19 protein-coding genes and 1 tRNA gene are annotated in these 19,945 nt (G+C 32.6%); 5 read left to right on the top strand and 15 right to left on the bottom strand.

Annotated features, from left to right (window positions below; translation table 11 throughout):
- The first annotated feature begins 473 nt into the window (after positions 1–473).
- Positions 474–1,022: a DUF6465 family protein gene (locus DWX29_RS01475; protein WP_117908511.1), complete on the top strand. Its 549-nt coding sequence runs from the start codon at positions 474–476 to the stop codon at positions 1,020–1,022.
- Positions 1,023–1,179: 157 nt separating this feature from the next.
- Here the strand turns inward: DWX29_RS01475 and DWX29_RS01470 are convergent, their stop codons facing one another.
- The 3 genes from DWX29_RS01470 to mgtE form a co-directional block, all read right to left on the bottom strand.
- Entirely contained in the window at positions 1,180–1,401 is a 222-nt protein-coding gene (locus DWX29_RS01470) for a DUF1858 domain-containing protein (RefSeq protein ID WP_022088604.1), read from the bottom strand.
- Between the two features lie 199 nt (positions 1,402–1,600).
- Positions 1,601–2,125, bottom strand: a complete 525-nt coding sequence (locus DWX29_RS01465; RefSeq protein ID WP_118565014.1) for a peptidylprolyl isomerase — start codon at positions 2,123–2,125, stop codon at positions 1,601–1,603.
- Between the two features lie 287 nt (positions 2,126–2,412).
- Positions 2,413–3,798, bottom strand: a complete 1,386-nt coding sequence (gene mgtE, locus DWX29_RS01460) for a magnesium transporter (protein WP_117908510.1) — start codon at positions 3,796–3,798, stop codon at positions 2,413–2,415.
- A 345-nt stretch (positions 3,799–4,143) separates the two neighbouring features.
- Between mgtE and DWX29_RS01455 the strand changes: the two genes are divergently transcribed.
- Positions 4,144–5,514 (top strand): sodium-dependent transporter, encoded by a 1,371-nt coding sequence (locus tag DWX29_RS01455; RefSeq protein WP_022088607.1) that lies wholly within the window; start codon positions 4,144–4,146, stop codon positions 5,512–5,514.
- Positions 5,515–5,641: 127 nt separating this feature from the next.
- On the opposite strand, the gene DWX29_RS01450 is transcribed toward DWX29_RS01455, so the two are convergent.
- The 6 genes from DWX29_RS01450 to DWX29_RS01425 all read right to left on the bottom strand — a co-directional run bounded on the left by DWX29_RS01450 (position 5,642) and on the right by DWX29_RS01425 (position 14,648).
- Entirely contained in the window at positions 5,642–7,732 is a 2,091-nt protein-coding gene (locus DWX29_RS01450) for a glutamine synthetase III (RefSeq protein ID WP_118565013.1), read from the bottom strand.
- 272 nt (positions 7,733–8,004) lie between these two features.
- Positions 8,005–8,994 carry a class B sortase gene (locus DWX29_RS01445; protein WP_118565012.1) on the bottom strand — a complete coding sequence of 330 codons (990 nt, stop codon included), beginning with the start codon at positions 8,992–8,994 and terminating at the stop codon, positions 8,005–8,007.
- Between the two features lie 124 nt (positions 8,995–9,118).
- Positions 9,119–9,988: a class II fructose-1,6-bisphosphate aldolase gene (gene fba / locus DWX29_RS01440; RefSeq protein WP_022088610.1), complete on the bottom strand. Its 870-nt coding sequence runs from the start codon at positions 9,986–9,988 to the stop codon at positions 9,119–9,121.
- Positions 9,989–10,121: 133 nt separating this feature from the next.
- On the bottom strand, positions 10,122–11,552 hold the full coding sequence (locus tag DWX29_RS01435; protein WP_022088611.1) for a family 16 glycosylhydrolase: 1,431 nt from the start codon (positions 11,550–11,552) through the stop codon (positions 10,122–10,124).
- A gap of 82 nt (positions 11,553–11,634) precedes the next feature.
- The gene (locus tag DWX29_RS01430; RefSeq protein ID WP_118565011.1) at positions 11,635–13,080 is read right to left on the bottom strand and encodes a glycoside hydrolase family 16 protein; all 1,446 of its coding nucleotides are present in this window, start codon (positions 13,078–13,080) and stop codon (positions 11,635–11,637) included.
- A gap of 323 nt (positions 13,081–13,403) precedes the next feature.
- The gene (locus DWX29_RS01425; RefSeq protein WP_118565010.1) at positions 13,404–14,648 is read right to left on the bottom strand and encodes a 6-phosphofructokinase; all 1,245 of its coding nucleotides are present in this window, start codon (positions 14,646–14,648) and stop codon (positions 13,404–13,406) included.
- Positions 14,649–14,848: 200 nt separating this feature from the next.
- On the opposite strand from DWX29_RS01425, the gene DWX29_RS12890 reads away from it, so the two are divergent.
- Genes DWX29_RS12890 through DWX29_RS01410 form a run of 3 tightly spaced genes read left to right on the top strand, consistent with a single transcriptional unit; the run spans position 14,849 to position 16,000 of the window.
- Positions 14,849–15,148: a spore coat associated protein CotJA gene (locus DWX29_RS12890; protein WP_243002989.1), complete on the top strand. Its 300-nt coding sequence runs from the start codon at positions 14,849–14,851 to the stop codon at positions 15,146–15,148.
- Positions 15,138–15,401 (top strand): spore coat protein CotJB, encoded by a 264-nt coding sequence (locus DWX29_RS01415; RefSeq protein ID WP_022088615.1) that lies wholly within the window; start codon positions 15,138–15,140, stop codon positions 15,399–15,401. The genes DWX29_RS12890 and DWX29_RS01415 overlap by 11 nt, the downstream gene beginning before the upstream one ends.
- Positions 15,401–16,000 carry a manganese catalase family protein gene (locus DWX29_RS01410; RefSeq protein ID WP_117908498.1) on the top strand — a complete coding sequence of 200 codons (600 nt, stop codon included), beginning with the start codon at positions 15,401–15,403 and terminating at the stop codon, positions 15,998–16,000. Before DWX29_RS01415 ends, DWX29_RS01410 begins: the two co-directional genes overlap by 1 nt.
- A gap of 59 nt (positions 16,001–16,059) precedes the next feature.
- On the opposite strand, the gene DWX29_RS01405 is transcribed toward DWX29_RS01410, so the two are convergent.
- The 6 genes from DWX29_RS01405 to DWX29_RS01380 form a co-directional block, all read right to left on the bottom strand.
- Positions 16,060–16,132: transfer RNA gene (locus tag DWX29_RS01405), tRNA-Gln, on the bottom strand.
- 66 nt (positions 16,133–16,198) lie between these two features.
- A complete protein-coding gene (locus tag DWX29_RS01400) occupies positions 16,199–16,693 on the bottom strand; it encodes a hypothetical protein (RefSeq protein WP_118565009.1) in 495 nt (164 codons plus the stop codon).
- Positions 16,693–17,121 carry a S24/S26 family peptidase gene (locus DWX29_RS01395; protein ID WP_022088676.1) on the bottom strand — a complete coding sequence of 143 codons (429 nt, stop codon included), beginning with the start codon at positions 17,119–17,121 and terminating at the stop codon, positions 16,693–16,695. Before DWX29_RS01395 ends, DWX29_RS01400 begins: the two co-directional genes overlap by 1 nt.
- Position 17,122: 1 nt before the next feature.
- On the bottom strand, positions 17,123–17,860 hold the full coding sequence (locus tag DWX29_RS01390; protein ID WP_147339779.1) for a hypothetical protein: 738 nt from the start codon (positions 17,858–17,860) through the stop codon (positions 17,123–17,125).
- Between the two features lie 21 nt (positions 17,861–17,881).
- The gene (locus DWX29_RS01385; protein ID WP_117908491.1) at positions 17,882–19,186 is read right to left on the bottom strand and encodes an ATP-binding protein; all 1,305 of its coding nucleotides are present in this window, start codon (positions 19,184–19,186) and stop codon (positions 17,882–17,884) included.
- Positions 19,187–19,280: 94 nt separating this feature from the next.
- Positions 19,281–19,874 (bottom strand): xanthine phosphoribosyltransferase, encoded by a 594-nt coding sequence (locus tag DWX29_RS01380; protein WP_118565007.1) that lies wholly within the window; start codon positions 19,872–19,874, stop codon positions 19,281–19,283.
- Positions 19,875–19,945 lie beyond the last annotated feature (71 nt).

Raw genomic sequence — 19,945 nt, 5'->3', positions numbered from 1 at the left:
CTTTCTGCATTTTTCTATATTATTCTATCATACATATATATCTTTTTACAATAAATATTATGTTACTTTGAATACATTTAATTACCTGATTTTGCAAATATGAAAAACAATTTTTCAAAGTGAATAGCCTTAATAGGCATTTGTCCTAGGGTTCAATATCAACATTATTTATACCGGTTTTCCTCTATTTTATATGTTTATTAATTCATAATTGTATGAAACATCAGACTGTAATTAACAATTATTTACTATATTTAAGGCACTTTTTTATTGGTATATTTGATACATTTTTTTAAATTACGACTTATTATTTGTGTGTATTGCCAAATTTGTTTTCCATTTATTGCAATTTTTTTTTGCCCGCGTTATTATTATCTTCGGAATATTATAGAAAATTTTATTTATATAGGTTGATTTACTTACAATATTGGTGGGCTTTTATTAATCGACCTTACAAAAAGGAGGATTTCATTATGGCAACATCAAAAGCTACAAAAACTGTTGCAAAAGAAACTGCAAAAAAAATTGATACAAAAGCTGAAGTTAAGGACACAAAAAAGGAAACTGTTAAAGTTACTCCAGTAAAAAAAGAAGCTGTTAAAGCTGAACCTAAGAAGGAAGCTGCTAAAGCTACTGAAGTAAAGAAAGAAGCTGTTAAAGCTGAACCTAAGAAGGAAACTGCTAAAGTTACTGAAGTAAAGAAAGAAGCTGTTAAAGCTGAACCTAAGAAGGAAGCTGCTAAAGTTACTCCAGTAAAAAAAGAAGCTGTTAAAGCTGAACCTAAGAAGGAAGCTGCTAAAAAGACTACAACTAAAAAAGCTGCCGCTAAAAAAGTTGAAAAAGTATTAGTTCAGTTCTATGGAAAAGAATTTGATGTTGAAGCATTAAAGGAAGCTGCTAAAGCTGATTACACAGCTAAAACAGGAAAGAAAACAGTTACATCTGTTGAACTTTATATCAAACCTGAAGATAATCGTGCTTACTATGTTATCGACAAAGCTACAGGTTTTATTACATTATAATTAAACAATTACATATATTATAAAAAGCAATTGCACCACGTTTAATACATTGGTGCAATTGCTTTTTATTTGTTAATTTAAAACAATCTTAATTTTAATATATTGTTTCATAAGAAATATATAACATTGCTGTCTTCATTAGATTTTTAATACAATATTATTTATTTTCTTCATTTTCTACATTTGCAAGAAATTCATTTAACTTTACTGTAAGCGCATCAGCATCAATGCCATGTACCATGCAAGCTTCTTCTAATGATTCTCCCTGAGATGCAGGACATCCTATACAATGCATTCCTTCATTTAATAAAATAGGAACTACTCCCATATTAATTTTTAAAATATCGCCGATAATCATATTCTTTGTAATCTGTGCCATGATAAGTTCTCCTTCTATCTATACAGTAGTAGTTTTTAAAGACCCTCTCCAAGGTCTTTCTGACAAACCAATTGTAATATTAACTCTTTTATAATTCAATACTTTCCATATATAATTGATATATTAAATGATATTTAACTAAATTCAATTCTATTTTTAGTATATAACCATTACATTTTTATAATTCACTAAATTAATATTAGTATGTTTCAGGTTCGTCGTATTCAACACCAAATGTCTCAACTGTGACCTTTTTCATCTTCTGTTCATTAACAGGTCTGTCCATCGCACCTGTCTTTGTTGTTGCTATTGCATCAACAACATCCATTCCTTCGATGATTTTTCCAAATGCAGCATACTGTCCATCCAAATGTGGTGCGGCTTCATGCATAATAAAGAACTGTGATCCTGCACTATCCGGATCCATTGCTCTAGCCATAGATAACACTCCCGGTGTATGCTTAAGGTCATTTGCAAAACCATTATAATTGAATTCACCCTGAATACTGTATCCCGGGCCACCCATTCCTGTTCCTTCAGGATCTCCACCTTGAATCATAAATCCTTCAATTACTCTATGAAAAATTATTCCATCATAGAAGCCTTTTTTTACAAGGCTGATAAAATTATTTACTGTATTAGGAGCAACTTCAGGATATAATTCAGCTTTCATTATATCTCCATTCTCCATCTCAATTGTTACTATTGGATTCTTGTCTGCCATTGTCTTTCCTCCGTTCATATTTTGTTCATACTAAATTAAATATACTTTCACATTGAAAACATCATTTTTTCACGATTTAACTTTAGTATATATATTGTAAACAAAAACAGTTGTTACTGATTTTGTTACTCGTTTTTTCATATTTTTTCATAATTTTGAATATGCATCAGGCATATTCGTGAATCGGCTAAGGAGTCGATTCTCCTCCCTTTTTTTATTAGAATAAATTTACCCGAGAGAGATACAAGTATTTGTATCTCTCTTTGGTTTTTCAATACAAAACTTTATCACATTAACATAAATGTTGCAATCTTTAAGAATAATACAAGTGAAATAGCATCCACGATTGTTGTAATAAACGGACTAGCCATTACTGCCGGATCAAATCCCAACTGATTTGCTAATATTGGAAGCATACATCCAACTAACTTAGCACACATTACCGTAATACACAGTGTAATACACACAGTAATATTTACCATTATAGCTTCGTGAGTAATTCCTGTTCCTAAAGCATTCATAATTAAAACTCTTATAAAATTAACTACCGCTAATGTTAAGCCGCACAAAACTGCAACTCTTATTTCTTTCCATATTACTTTAAATATATCTTTAAATTCTACTTCATTAAGAGATATTGCACGAATGATAGTTACTGATGCCTGTCCACCTGAGTTTCCACCGGTATCCATTAACATAGGTATAAAAGCAACTAATCCTGTAATTCCTGCAAGTTTTGCTTCAAAACTGTCTATTATTGTACCTGTAATTGTAGCTGATATCATTAATATAAGAAGCCATGGAATTCTTGATTTAAATGTTTCAAATATTCCCGTTCTAAAATATGACTTGTCAGATGGTAAAATAGCTGCCATCTTTTCCATATCTTCTGTTGCCTCTTCTTCAATAATTTCCAAAATATCATCGACTGTAATAATACCAACGAGTCTGTTTTCACTATCTACTACAGGCATTGCCATAAAGTCATATTTTTGGAATTGTCTGGCTACAGTTTCCTGATCATCTAACGTACTTACAGTAATCACATTTTCATCCATTATATCGCTTACAATAGCATCAGGATTGCCAAGAAGCAAAGTTCTAAGTGTTACCGATCCTACCAAATGCCTTTGCAAATCAAGTACGTAACAGGTATTGATTGTCTCCTTATCAATTCCTATTTTTCTAATTCTTTCTAACGCCTGCTTTACAGTAATGTTTTCCTTCAAGTCAGCAAATTCGACTGTCATAATACTACCGGCAGAATCTTCCGGATATTTTAACAAATGATTTATATCATTTCGTGTTTCATCCGAAGCCAATGCCAAAATTCTTCTTACAACACTCGCCGGCATTTCTTCCATCAAATCGGCAGCATCATCAGCAAACATGTTTTCAATAATGTTTGTTGTTTCTTTATCTGTAAGGGAATTAATTATATACTGCTCAATTTCTACAGGAAGATGAGCAAATACATCTGCCGCTATATCTTTGGGGAGCAATCGGAATACCCTTATAAATTCCTGTGTTGGCAGTTCTTCCTGAAGTTCTTCTAATACTTCAGCTATATCCGCCTCATTCATGTCAGCAAACTCTTTTTTTACTAGTACATATTTCTTATCTTCAATTAGTTCAATTACTTTTTTCACTAATTCATCTAACTCGTCTAACATGATGCTCCTCCTTTCTATTCTATATATTATTAAATTTAATACTGAAATTAAGTATGGAAAATTTAATTTTGCTATCTGTATTTCTTATTAATATAAGATTATGAATATCAAAATTTAGTACTTTTCTTTTTTATTCATTTTTAGTATTTACACGCCACTTAATTCTACAACAATTGTTTGTTCATTTCAACTAAGAAAGGCTTTACACTCCCCTATTTTACAATAATTTTCTTCAAAATTTACTAAATATTTTTATATAATTTTAATGCACTAACACGTTAAATTGACAAATTCTTTTAATTTCTTTAATATGATGCAAGAACCACTATAGAATCGAGGTATTTAATGGAAAGAGAAAAATTTAAATCGAGACTTGGCTTCATCCTTATTTCTGCTGGATGCGCCATTGGAATTGGCAATGTGTGGCGCTTTCCTTACGTTGTAGGTAATAATGGAGGCGGATGTTTCGTACTATTTTACATTTTGTTTTTAGTAATTTTAGGCTTACCTATTCTTACTATGGAATTTTCTGTCGGGCGTGCAAGTCAGCAAAGCATTTCACGTTCATTTAAGGCATTGGAAAAGAAAGGGCAATATTGGCATCTTCATGGATATGTTGGAATGGCTGGAAATTATATTTTAATGATGTTTTACACTACTGTTGCCGGATGGATGTTACGATACTTTTTCGACATGGCAAAAGGTGATTTTACAAACGCTACTACAGCAGATGTGCAGGCTCATTTTTCTGATATGCTTAATGTTCCATCAGAAATGATTTTCTGGACTGTAATTGTTATTATCCTTGGTTTCCTTGTATGCTCTTTAGGCTTACAAAATGGTGTTGAAAAAATATCAAAAACAATGATGATTGCACTTTTAATAATTATGGTAGTTTTAGCCATTAACAGTATTTTCCTTGATGGATCTGATAAAGGATTATATTTTTATCTTGTTCCTGATTTTAATAGAATAAAAGAAATCGGATTGGTAAATGTAATTGTTGCTGCTATGAATCAGGCATTCTTTACACTTAGTATAGGAATGGGTTCTATGGCAATTTTTGGAAGTTATTTGGGCAAGGACCGCAGCCTATTAGGTGAATCAATAAACATTGTCGCTTTAGACACTTTTGTAGCAATTGTATCAGGACTTATTATTTTTCCATCATGCTTTGCATTTGGAGTTAACCCAGATCAGGGACCTAGTCTTATTTTTGTTACTTTACCTAATATATTTATTCAAATGCCCGGCGGAAGAATATGGGGAAGCTGCTTCTTTATATTTATGGCATTTGCCGCTTTTTCAACTGTAATTGCAGTATTTGAAAACATTATGTCCTCATGCATGGATTTATGGGGATGGTCCAGAAAGAAAACAGCTATTGTAAATACTATTGTTATTATATTAGCATCTCTTCCTTGTATTTTAGGATTTAACCTGCTATCAGGTTTTCATCCTTTAGGTGATGGAACTAGTGTTTTAGATTTAGAAGATTTTATGATTAGTAATTTAATTCTTCCAATTGGTTCCCTGATTTACACTTTATTCTGTACAAGCAAATATGGATGGGGATGGGATAATTACATTGCTGAGGTTAATTTAGGCTCAGGACTTAAGGTTCCAAATAAAATACGTATTTATTGTAAATGGATTTTACCTTTGATAACTTTAATAATTATTGTAAACGGATTAATTTCTGTTTTCTTCAAATAAGGCTGAAAGGCCCTGATATATTTATTGAAATTTACGCTCGCGCTGCTTGCCACTCAAATCAAAAGTGCACCGGAAGTTTTCATTCTTTCGGTGCACTTTCGCTATTTATCATATTTAGTTTTTGATTTTAGTAGAATAAAATATCTCCATATGAAGGTACCGGCCATACTTCTTTGTCTACAATCATTTCAAGTTCATCTACAGGTTTTCTAAGTTCTGCCATTGCTGCCATTACTTCTGACTTGTAGCTTTCTGCCTTTTCCTGATTGTTATCAATGCTCTGAGCCTTAGCTGTTGCCTTCTTTAAGTCTTCTAATCCTGCTTTAGTTTCATTTAACTTAGCTGTTACAGCATTTAATAATTCTATCTGAGTTGAAGCATCTGCTCCTGCCTCTTTTACTGCAATTGCTGTATCAGCAAGTTCTTTTGTATAGTATACAACTGATGGGATAAACATCTTGCTTGCCATATCAATCATAGTTAAAGCTTCGATATTTCTTACTCCTGCATACTGTTCAAATAAGATTTCCTTACGAGCTTCAAGTTCTGCCTTAGACATAATATTGAATCTTTCATACATCTTAACTGTTGAATCAGCTACTAATGAAGGAATTGCATCTACGATAGACTTGCAGTTTGGAAGTCCTCTCTTTTCAGCTTCTACAGGCCATTCTGCTGAATAACCGTTTCCGTTGAAGATAATTCTTTCATGTTCTCTCATAAGTTTTACTGTATATTCTTCTACAGCTTTATCTAAATCTTCTGCACCTGTAAGAGCATCAATTGCATCTGCAAATGCTTCTGCCATCATTGCACTAAGTACTGTATTTGTATCACCAATTGAGTTTGATGAAGCAACCATTCTGAATTCGAATCTGTTACCTGTAAATGCAAATGGTGATGTTCTGTTTCTATCTGTAGGATCCTTTTCTAATACAGGAAGTTTGTTAATACCAAAATCAATTACACCTGAATGAAGGCTTGAAGTAGCTTTTCCATTCTTAATAATCTGATCTACTACATCTCCAACCTGATCTCCTAAATAAATAGAAATGATTGCAGGTGGTGCTTCATTTGCTCCTAATCTGTGATCGTTACCTGTGTTAGAAGCGGCTGTTCTAAGCAATACTGCATGTTTGTCAACTGCTGACATAAGGCATGCAAGTACTAACTGGAATACTTTATTATTTTCAGGTTCTTTACCTGGTTTGAATAAGTTAATTCCGTCATCTGTTGTAAGTGACCAGTTGTTGTGTTTACCTGAACCATTAATTCCATCAAATGGTTTTTCATGTAATAAACAAACTAATCCATACTTCTTAGCTGTCTTCTTTAATACGTTCATTACTAAGTAGTTATTATCTAATGCTACATTTGAAACTGAGAAAATAGGTGCAATTTCATGCTGACAAGGAGCAACTTCATTATGCTGTGTCTTTGCTGTGATTCCTAATTTCCATAACTGTTCATCAACGTCTGACATAAATTTCTTAACTTTTTCTCTAATATCACCAAAATACTGATCTGACATTTCCTGTCCTTTTGGAGGCATAGCACCGAAAAGTGTACGTCCTGAGAATTTAAGGTCAGGTCTCTGTTCATATAAATCTTCAGGAATTAAGAAATATTCCTGTTCAGGACCAACATATGAAAGAACTCTTCTTGATGTTGTATTTCCTAATAATCTTAAAAGTCTTATACCATATTTACTTACTGCATGCATTGCTTTAAGTAAAGGTGTCTTTGTATCAAGTGATTCACCTGTGTATGAGCAAAATGCTGTTGGAATGCAAAGTGTATCATCTTTTATGTAAGCAGGTGATGTAACATCCCATGCTGTATAACCTCTTGCTCCACATGTCTGTCTCAATCCACCTGATGGGAATGATGATGCATCAGGTTCTCCCATTAATAAATCTTTTCCTGTAAATGTATTATCAATCTTACCATCTGTTGGTAATGATGCGAAGGAATCATGTTTTTCAGCTCCTACTGAAATGATATATGGCTGGAATACATGTGTATAATGTGTAGCACCTTTTTCAACAGCCCATTCCTTCATAGCCTGTGCAACGATGTTTGCGATATCCATTGTGATATCTCCACCTTCGTGCATAATTTTCTTAATTTCATTGTAAGTTGCTTCAGGTAAACGATTCTTCATTACTGATTCATCGAATACATTCTGTCCAAATACTTCTGATACATTAACTCCCATAGTGTCTGTTCCTTTCTATACTTAACTATTTTTCATTCCGCTAATTTAAAAAGGCATTTACTCTGTCCACTCTATATGTCTTTAGCCTTGTAATAAAAAAAGGCTCTTCTCCAAATAATTCTTTGAAGAACGCCCTTGTTCTTAATCTCATTTAGCGGTGAGGTTTCCCTCGTCGATATATAAGTTACACTATTTCTTAATAAAAATCAATACCATTCCCTAAAATCCCTTATTTTTTTAAGTATTACTTAATAAAATTAAGTTAGCTTACACTAATCTACTACTTCTTCCCCTCTGTACATACATACAACCATTCTGTTACCATTGTTATCCACACAAGTAGAACATATCAAAATCTTGTCTGATACACCTGGCATTTTACTGTCATACTTGAAATTACTCTTGTCATAAGTCTTCTTAATCCATTTAGCAAACTCATCATCATCTTTAAAGCCAAACTTATATATATCTTCATTATCTGCCTTAGTTCTAAATGATGAAAATACGTGATAAATATAATGACGATGTCCCACATAAACATCAAATGTCTGATTTTTCTTGCAAAAATCTTCTTTTGAAAATTTCATTAAGTCGTGAAACATTGAACCATCCATCATGTTGTGTCCATACACAACACTCATTCTGGCATCAAGTCCTCCACAACGTGAATCCATAAAAATAGCTCCACCACCATTTGCCACTTTATCTGAACCTTTTACCAAGTAATAATCGTTATCACTATGCTGAACTATAGGGTACTGAATTCTTGTGCCATCAAGTTTAATATATCCTTTTGACTCATCATTATATTTTAACATTGCATCATAGTCCCATACCCATTTGGTTATTGTTCCCTGGTATTCTGCACTACTAGCTGTCTGAGCTGTATCTGACGTATCTGCCGTCTGTTCTGTACTCTGTATCTGATTAAACATTTCATCAACTGCACTATATTTTTCCTGAGCTGCTGTATAATCCAAATATGAATCCATCAATTCATATGATGCATATCCAAATGCTATACCGGCAACGGTAAATGCTATTACCCTCACTATGTTATATGCAATTCCTGATATTTTGTTTTTCTTATTTTCAGTATTTTCTTTCTTTTCAGTATTTTCTTTCTTTTCAGTATTTTCTTTCTTTTCAGTATTTTCTTTCTTTTCAGAATCAAATCCTATCCTTAATTCATCATCTATTTTATTATCTCTTATTTTGATATTATTTTCTATTTTATTATCTACAAATTCTTTTCTATTCATACAATAAAATACTCTTTTAAATCCTAAATATTATTAAAGGCTCCCGCTTCAAGCAGGAGCCCATTGTTACTAATATTATGTGCTTCCTAAAAATATATTTCAGGATGCCCGGTCTGTTATATGCCTATTCAAAAGCCTTTCCAACTGAACCGAATAATTCCATTTTTTCTTTTACTGTTGCTCTAATAGCTTCTGCACCTGGAGCAAGTAACTTACGAGGATCAAATCCTTTTCCTTCTAAGTCCTTTCCTGCTTCGATGTACTTTCTTGTTGCATCAGCAAATGATAACTGACATTCTGTATTAACGTTAATCTTAGATACACCAAGATCAATTGCTTTCTTAATCATATCTGCTGGGATACCTGTACCACCATGAAGAACTAATGGCATAATTCCTGTCTTCTGCTGAATTGCATCAAGAGTTTCAAAACTAAGTCCTTCCCAGTTTTCAGGATATTTTCCATGAATGTTACCGATACCTGCTGCAAGCATATCTACACCAAGATCAGCTACTGCCTTACATTCATCAGGGTCAGCACATTCGCCTCTTCCGATAACTCCATCTTCTTCACCACCAATTGAACCAACTTCTGCTTCAATTGACATATCCATATTATGAGCTACTGCTACTAATTCTTTTGTCTTAGCAATGTTCTCTTCAATTGGATAATGTGAACCATCAAACATAATAGATGTAAATCCTGCCTTAATACATTTATAACATCCTTCGTATGTTCCGTGATCTAAGTGAAGAGCTACAGGAACTGTAATTCCTAATTCTTCATCCATAGCCTTAACCATAGCAGCTACTGTCTTAAATCCTGTCATGTACTTTCCTGCACCTTCAGATACACCTAAAATAACAGGGCTCTTTAATTCTTCTGCTGTTAAAAGAATTGACTTTGTCCATTCAAGATTGTTGATGTTGAACTGTCCTACAGCATAATGACCTGCTTTTGCTTTTTCTAACATTTCTTTTGCTGAAACTAACATATTGTACCTCCGTATGTTTTATATTTATAGAGATTTTTTCTAACCGTGTTTATTATACCCCATTTTCAGAGTATTGCAAACATATTTCTTATTTAAAACCATTAGTTTTACTAATTTTACCCTGTGTTTTTTCTTATTTTACGGTAATTGATTTTATTTTACTCCATTTTCCAAATACTTTTTTGTTTTTTGAATCCAATTTATAGCCTCTTACCTTAACATAATAAGTCTTACCTGATTTCAAAAATGGAATAGTAATATTTTTTGAAGTTGTTGAAGTAACTTTTCCTTTTTTCAACTTTTTGTTTGTTCCATATTTTATCTGGTAACCCTTTGGACTATCTGCTTTTTTTCCTTTTATACTATATTTAGCATAAATAGTGCCTTTCTTTTTATTAACTAATTTTGTTAATTTAGGCTGCTTTACAGTTACCTTTGTCCATTTAGCTACTATAGTTGTATTCTGCCTTACTCTGTACTTTTCTGTTATTTCTTTTCCGTCACTTGTGTACCAGCCGTTAAATGTATATCTTTTTTTTGTTAAAACAGGCAAATCAAGTGTTTCTCCGTCATATGCATTAACATTTGACACAGTCTTCTTTCCATCTTTCATGGTTATCTGATATGTAGGAACCTGATTCTGTTCTGTCCATTTTGCCGAATTGGTTCCATTATCACTTGTTCTCTGATATGCTCTGACATAATCTACTTCCATTGTTGCCGGAAGTGTTCCTGCATCAGGTGCTACTCCCGGAAGATTTCCTCCAACTGCCATATTCAATAAGAAGTAATATGATTTCATTCCTTCGTCTTTTTTATCTGCTGTTGAAATATTTACTTTATAAAATTCAACATCATCTACAAAATAATGTATATATTCATTGTCCCATTCAACTGCATAAATGTGCCACTGCGTTTTGTCATACCAGTTATATCTTGAATATGAAGCATTCAACTGACCGGAAACATATTTGTTATCATATGGACTGTCATCTCCAACTCCTGCATTCCAATGGAAAGCTCCCTGTGCAAAGCTAATTGTATTCCACGCTTCCAAAATATCAATTTCTCCACACCATGGCCATCCTTTCTGATTAACTCCAAGCATCCAAAATGCCGGCCATACACCTTTTAATGATGGAAGTTTTATTCTTGCTTCCATTCTGCCATACTGAAAATCCTGTTTTCCAGCTGTTGTTATTCTACCTGATGTATAAGAATATGTAACTTTAGAATTTTTTGGATCAACTGTTTTTTCTTCAATTGCTGTTATTTTCAATGTTCCGTCTGAAACACTTACATTCTTTTCACTATCTGTATAATATTCTAATTCATTGTTTCCCCAGCCTGGATTTTTTCCGTCTGTTCCACTATTTCCAATATTATAATTCCAGTTATTCATATTAAGTGATGTTCCATTAAATTCATCACTCCATACAAGCTTATATGCTGTATTCTTTTTTTCTGCTGCATGAACATTTTTTACATTTGCCACCGGCATGCATGTAACAACCATCGCTATTGCTAGAGTTGTACCTATTACTTTGTTCATTAATTTTCTCATAATGTTCTCCTACTTTTAAATTGTACTTCTATGTTTTTATTTTGCTCTTAGCATAATTTTTATTATAGAACATATCAAAAGATTATTTTACTTTTCTTACTTTACTCCATTTTCCATATACTTTAGTACCATTCACTACTTTATAAGCTCTGACTCTAACATAATATTTCTTATTTGACTTTATTTTTTTGACAATTACAGTTGTTTTCTTTGTATTTATAGTTTTTACTTTTTTAAATTTAACATTCTGTGCCACATTCAACTGATAACCTGAAACTTTAGCTATCTTTTTAATTTTGATGACAGCTTTTCCTTTCTTCTTTACGGCTGACTTTATAACAGCTTTTTTTACTGAAGGCATAGTAGTTATATTATTATCTCTATTATTATCTCTATTATTATCTGTAATATCCTGTTCAACCTTATGTGGTACTGACCATTTTGCAGTCAACTCAATACTGCCTCTAACTCTCATAGTGTTAATTGCTTTCTGATTATCACTTGTATACCAGCCTTCAAAACCATTTTCTCCGGCATATACACTTGGGATTTCAAGAGTTTCACCATCATAACATGTAAATGTACTCATTACTTTATTTTCATCTTTAAATGTAACTGTATGTATAGGCACCTCGCCTTGTTCAGTCCATGTAGCTGTATTTCCACCCTGATCGCTTGTTTTCTGATAAGCTCTTACATAATCCACCTCCATTGTCGCAGGTAAAGTGTTATATGTAGGAGTTGTTCCCGGAAGATTTCCACCTACTGCCACATTTAAAAGGAAATAATAATACTTAGATGCTTCATCCTTTTTATCTGCACTTGTAACATCAACTGAAAAATATAATGTATCATCTACAAAATAATTTATTTTCTTATCATTCCATTCAACTGCATAAATATGCCACTGTGTTTTATCGTACCAATTATATGCTGTATACCTTGCATTAAGCTGTCTTGCAATATAATTTGGACTATATGCATTACTTTCTCCACCTGTATTCCAATGAAAAGCTCCCTGTGCGAAATTATCTGTATTCCATGCTTCTAAAATATCAATTTCCCCACACCATGGCCATCCTTTCTGATCAACTCCAAGCATCCAGAATGCCGGCCACACACCTTTTAATGATGGAAGTTTTATTCTTGCTTCCATACGTCCATATTTAAAAGTCTGTTTTCCTGCTGTCTTGATTCTTCCTGATGTATAATTATATCTATTAAATTTCTGTTCTAATGCTGTAATCTTTAATGTTCCATCAGATACATAGACATTATCTGTTCTGTTTGTGTAATACTCTTTTTCATTATTTCCCCAACCTGCATTTGATCCTCCATTTCCTAAATCATATGTCCAGTTGTCTGTATTAAGAGCTGTCCCATTAAATTCATCACTCCATACGAGTTTGTAATCACTTCCTGCAGTGTCTGCTTTAACCTCTGTTGTATTAAACTGAACTGCTGCACTAGTTAATACCATTGTAAATGCTAATGTTCCAGTTAATAATTTTTCTTTAAACCCTTTCATTCTTTATTTTCTCCTTTTCCTAATTTTATATTGTATGCTATCTGTAAATTTCATCAATTCAAAAATAGCCATTATACCAATTTAAATATACCACATAAAATTTGTCATAAAAAGTATTCACTTTAATTTAAAAGTACTCTTTTTTTAGTTTTTCTAAAAACGTTTTTACTTTTTCCTTCTTTTTAATTATTTTGCCTTATTTTATCAAACCTTTTATACACGTTATATTTTGAATTTTTATCAAAAAACGGATAAGTATTTTTTTATTTTAAACTTACCCATTTTTTCATTTTTAAAAAATATTTTTATTATATTTTTTAACTTTAATTGTCAAATTTATTAGGGAATAAATGTGATATATCAAGATAATCAGGTATTCCTCTTTGATATTTAACAACCGGCTCCCCTAAAATCAAGGGATATGCATAGTCTATAAATTCCTGTGTAACATTATTTCCACGTTCATTTATCCATTCTCTTGGTACATGCTTTACAAGTCCTGCTACATTTTCAACAGGAGTCTCACCCATATCTACTGAATAAGGCTCATTATCTTTTCTAATAGTTGTAACCATTATTCCTGTCTTTCCTGCAATTGCACATTCAACTGCATGTCTTCCTAATCTAAATGCTTCACCTATATCTGTAATTGATGACATATGAGCTGCACTTCTTTGTAAAATATTTATTTCAACTGAACGTACTTTTACCTGAATGCTTTCCTTCACAATATATTCAAGGCACTTCCCTGTTCCACTTAACTGACTGTGTCCAAATGTATCTTCAACAGCATTTGTCGCACTTATATAATTCCCATCTGCATCTTTTATTCCTTCTGAAACAGCAACTACAACGTTATTATATTTATCCATAGCAGCCTTTACATCTTCAATAAATTCATCTTTATTAAAAGCTACTTCCGGCAAATAAATAAGATGCGGTGCATCATTATATGTGTTTCTTGCCAATGCAGCTGCTCCTGTAAGCCACCCTGCATCTCTTCCCATAATTTCCACAATAGTAACACTATTAATTGGATATATGCTTGTATCATGACCTATTTCAAGTAATGTTGATGCAATATATTTAGCTGCTGAACCATATCCCGGAGTATGGTCTGTTACGCATAAGTCATTATCGATTGTCTTAGGAATTCCAATTATCTTAATATCACTTCCTATTGCTAATGCATATTTGCTTAATTTATCAACTGTATCCATAGAATCATTTCCACCAATATAGAAAAATGCATCTATTTCATATTCGGCAAATTTTTTAAAGATGTACGCATATGGTGTATCATCCTCTTTATAATCAGGCAACTGATAACGACATGACCCTAAATACATTGAAGGTGATTTTTTTAATAATTCTATAAACATAGGCGTTGTCTCAACTTTATGTGTCAAATCCATAAGTCTTGAATTTAAAAGCCCCTGAACTCCATTAATCGAACCATATACTTTATAAAATTTTTTACTATCAATAGCTCCCTGTATAACTCCTGCAAGACTTGCATTTATTGCTACTGTTGGTCCGCCCGACTGGGCAACTAAACAATTTCTCATAATTTCCTCCTAAAAAGTCAAACTATTTCTAGTATAAACGAATTTGTGACAAAAAACTATATCTATATTCAGAACTTTTTATTTTTATTTGCATAAAATACTAATGTAAACATTAGAAAGATGGTGTATAAATGAACTGCACAAACTGTAATATGCATTCTAACCAAATACCTCCCTGCAGATGTGGCAATCAGGCACGAATGAACAATATGTACCGTGGTCGCAACCAAATGCATGGAAATATGAATCAGCCTTGTTCTTTATGCAAAAATGCTGGTCCGGATAAAAAAGGCGATAAACATGATAAAGAAATGAATTCATGCCCTTGTCATAAAGATGGTTGTGACATAGGAACTGATCATGTTGATAAAATGAATCCGGCTATGGCATTTGTTCCATGGCAAAAATGGGGTGAACTTTTCGATATGTGTGATGCATTTGAATGCGGAACCATATTTAAAGATTTAAATAAACCATGGAGGGGTAGAAATGAAGAATAATGCAAATCGTTTAAAACTTATGAAAATAATTAATCAGGCAAGTTTTGCAATGGATGACGTAAAATTATTTTTAGATACTCATCCCAGTTGCTCTGAAGCGATTGAATATTATAAGAAAGTTAAAAAAATAAGAATGGATGCCGTAGATGAATATACAAGGGAATTTGGTCCCATTACAGCCTACGACGTTGATGTTAAGGATTATTGGAATTGGAACGATTCCCCTTTACCATGGGAAGGAGGTAATTGCTAATGTATAGTTATGAAAAAAGACTTCAGTACCCGGTAAATATAAAATTTAGGAACCCCAAAATTGCACAGGTAATAATATCTCAGTATGGCGGTCCTGACGGCGAAGCAGGCGCTGCAATGCGTTATATGTCACAAAAATATGCTATGTCTAATCCTAAAGTTGCAGGACTTTTAAACGATATCGCAACTGAAGAACTTGGACATTTAGAAATAGTTGGAACCATTGTTCATCAACTTACCAAGGATCTTCCTTGCAACGAGGTAGACACTGCAGGGTTCGAAAAGTACTACGTTGACCACACTTTAGGCGTATGGCCACAAGCTGCTGGAGGCATCCCATTTAATGCATGTGAATTTCAATCAAAAGGCGACCCAATTACTGATTTATTTGAAGATATGGCTGCTGAACAAAAAGCGAGAACTACTTATGACAATATTTTGACATTAGTTAAGGATAATGAGGTTGCTGACCCAATAAGATTTTTAAGAGCTAGGGAAATTGTTCATTTCCAACGTTTTGGTGAAGCTCTCAGAATGGTTTTAGATGATTTAAATAATAAAAAGAACTTCTATTTATACAATCCGGCTGGTTGCAAATAATAAACATGTATCATAATCATAAAGCTAAAAAAACCACTTCATTATGAAGTGGTTTTTAACTGGCCCACAAGGATTCGAACCTTGAAAATGCTGGAGTCAGAGTCCAGTGCCTTACCATTTGGCGATGGGCCATTGCTCTTGCAACGGAAATAATTTTATCATAAAGCAGTAACCTTTGCAAGCACTTTTTTACTTTTTTTATATTTTTTTAACTTTGCTCCATTTTCCATACACCTTTTTATTATTGCTTAAGGAAAATGCCCTTGCTTTTACATAGTATTTTTTCCCCTTTTTCACTAACTTTAACTTGTATGACAATTTAGAGCCAGACACCTTTTTGTTATTTTTAAACTTTTTATTTGTAGAATAACATAGCTGGTAACCTGATGCACTATCAATTTTCTTTAATTTTATTTTGGCTTTATTTCCATTAACTCTCTTAATACTTACAATCTTAGCCTTTTTTAATATATTTTTATTTTCTGTGCTATTTTGTGCAGCACATGTTTCAACATTATTTTTTATATTTTCTTTATCAGTTGTCTTTTCTGTCGCACTCGCTTTAGTTGTCGTTACTCGGGAAGATGTTGTTCCAAAAATATCTTCTCCATAATTGTCTCCTCCTGCTGCAAATACTGATGTAGACATTACAATTGTCAAAACCATTGTTATCAATAAAGTTTTCTTTTTCATCATTTTCCTCTTATTTTTCTCTTAATTTTTATTACTATGTTTTTTAACTTTCTCTTCCAAAAAGTTTTCCGCATTTTATCCACATAATTTAAATATTCTGCATTATCTGTTTTGTATGTTGCGCCATTTCTTTCAAATTCTTCCAAAACGCCCACAATCCAATCAAAAGGAACTTTTTCCTTATGGGTTCTATTATCGCCACAAATAATGTAATATTGCCTTTTCACAGCTATTATTCTATGTAGAACATACTCTCCTGTAGGTCGTTTATATAACGGAATATCATTCTCTTTTAAAATAGAATCAGTCGGAACAATTTTCACCAAATCTTTTTTATTATGTAACATTGGCATCATACTGTCTCCAACTACTGTCGCGACATAGAAACCTTTTTCTTTAATAATATCTTCTATTTTCTTATCTTCCATACTACAGTGTTCCATCCTTCATTGCATCATATGCAACAGCAGCTGCCTCCTTTGAAATATTACATCCCATTTCGTATATCGGAATCTCATTAACAATTTTATCAACATATTCTAATGTCTTGCTCATTGCCATAATATCTCTTGGTCTATACACCTGGTTCATAAGATGCTTAACTGCATTCTCCTTTGTTGCTTTTTCTATATGATTTTCCTTAGCCTGATGCAAGAAACAAATCCCGGCAAGTTTTGCTTTCATATTAGTTGATAAATGATGCTTTCCATCCCAAGGCGTACCATACGCATATATTCCATCTTCCCTAAATTTAATTAGCGGCTTGTCATCATTTATCATAGTCACTCTGTCTCCAAAGCAATCTCTCCATAATTTAGCATGAGTTGATTTTCCTGTTCCACTTGGAGCCGAAAACATATATGCCTTTCCATCAATTTCAAGCACACTTCCATGAACTAGAATAACCCCATAATCAATCGCTTTTTCACAAAACTTTCTATATAAAGCTATAAATTCCAAATAGGATTTAGGATAAGTCTGATCATCTTCTGACTGCATCTGTTCGAATTCCAAATCCTTGTCTGTAGCCTTTATTACAAACTCCGGTTTTGCTTTTTCAGCTAAATAATTAATACAATTATCATTAAAATAAACACCTCTTGTTTCTACTCCGACAGGAATATCTCCGAATTTATATACTTTCATCAAATCACCATACTTTCCCAAACCACCTACTACTATTGCTTATTATTTCCGCTGTCCTGCAAGATAATTTGCAAACTGTTGCGCTGTTCTTCCTGAGATACCACCATGGCTTAATTCCCACTTATTTGCTTCAGCCTTTATCTCTTCGTCGCTCATTGTAACTCCAGCTCTTCTGCATAATTCTACTGCAATGTTAAAGAATTCCTTCTGACTTGGTTTAGAATAATTAATTGTCACACCAAATCTGTTTACAAGAGAAAGTTTTTCTTCCATTGTATCTGATTTATGCATTCCGTTATCCACCTGGACATCGCTTCTGTCATTCCATGTTTCCTTAATCAAATGACGTCTGTTAGATGTTGCATATATTAATACATTTTCCGGTTTTGTTTCAACGCCACCTTCTATTACAGCTTTAAGGAATTTATATTCAATTTCAAATTCTTCAAATGACAAATCATCCATATAAATAATAAATTTATAATTTCTATTCTTAATACTTGCTATTACATTCGAAAGGTCTTTAAACTGATGTTTATAAATTTCAATCATTCTAAGACCCTTGTCATAATACTCATTAACAATAGCCTTTATACTTGTTGACTTTCCTGTTCCACTGTCACCAAATAAAAGACAGTTGTTTGCCTTTCTTCCTTGTACAAATGCTTCTGTATTATCCACAAGTTTCTTTTTCTGAATTTCATATCCTACAAGGTCATCCAATGCAACCTGTTCCATATTATTAATAGCATGAAATTGTAATTTGCCGTCATTGTCACTAATTCTAAATGCCTTATTAAGTCCAAACATTCCTACACCATAATCTTTGTAGAAATCAGTAACACATGTAAAAAATTCATCTTCATTTTTTGTGTTTTCCAATTTTTCACTTAACGCTCTAACCTTTTCGCTTACATTTTTATTGTACATTAATTCAGGTTTACCTATAGCCTTATAATTTTCAATTCTTGAAAAGCAATCAATTCCAAGTTCTTCTTCCATAGGTCCAAAATCATAATCAAACAATTTTTTGAACTGCTTAAAATCATTTTTTGCGAAATAATTTACACTTCCATCACTTGCTCCTACCTTTTCACAAGTCAAACTAAATGGATTTTCATTTGTAATAAGTAAATATGTAAGATAATTATGCCATAAATTCTTATCAAACGCATAATCTGTTGAAATTTCAAGAATTCTCTTTATCTGATGATATATTCTCGTAATAATCTCATCCTTCTTGTAATTCTCACCCTTATATTCTCTTATAATATTACTCAATTCCATTAATATCGAATCTTCCGGCATATTTCCGTAAATTAATAATTTTGAAACTATGTTGTGCATATCTATCGCCTCTTTTTATTATATTTTTAGTAACGTCAGAACCAAAAGTCTGAAACACACTTATTTCGGTTTTCCAGAATGTATTTACTTCCGGCTAATAACTTTGTTTCTGTTTTCTGAATATTATTTCTCCAGTTTCAGGATTCATTCCATCTACAATAGCTAATGATTCTAATTTAATTCCTTTATTTCTTATTATTTCTCCACCTTGCTGGAATCCTTTTTCAATAGCAATTCCAATTCCTTCAACTGTAGCACCCGCGTCTTCGACAAGCTGAATTAATCCCTGAAGTGCACATCCATTAGCAAGGAAATCATCAATAATTAATACATGATCTTCAGGTCCTATATATTTCTTTGAAACGATTACATCGTAAACTTTCTTATGAGTAAATGATTCTATTTTAGTTGAATATACTTCACCATCAATATTAATACTTTGTGCTTTTTTAGCAAATACGACCGGTACATTAAAATACTGTGCTACAATACAAGCAATTCCTATTCCTGAAGCTTCAATTGTTAACACCTTATTAATATTCTTGTCTGCAAATAATTTCTTCCATTCTTTTCCCATTTCATTAAATAATTCAATGTCCATCTGATGGTTTAAAAAATTATCAACTTTTAATACATTGCCTTCTTTAAGTATTCCATCTTTTCTGATTCTTTCCTCTAATAACTTCATATCATTCATCCTTATGATTATATTAAATTTCCATGATATCATATCACGAATTTTATCGTCTTTTGGACGCT

It is taken from the genome of Eubacterium sp. AF19-12LB, assembly GCF_003479125.1.
Lineage (GTDB): Bacteria > Bacillota > Clostridia > Lachnospirales > Lachnospiraceae > Eubacterium_U > Eubacterium_U album.
This window is presented reverse-complemented; position numbering and strand designations above follow the sequence as displayed.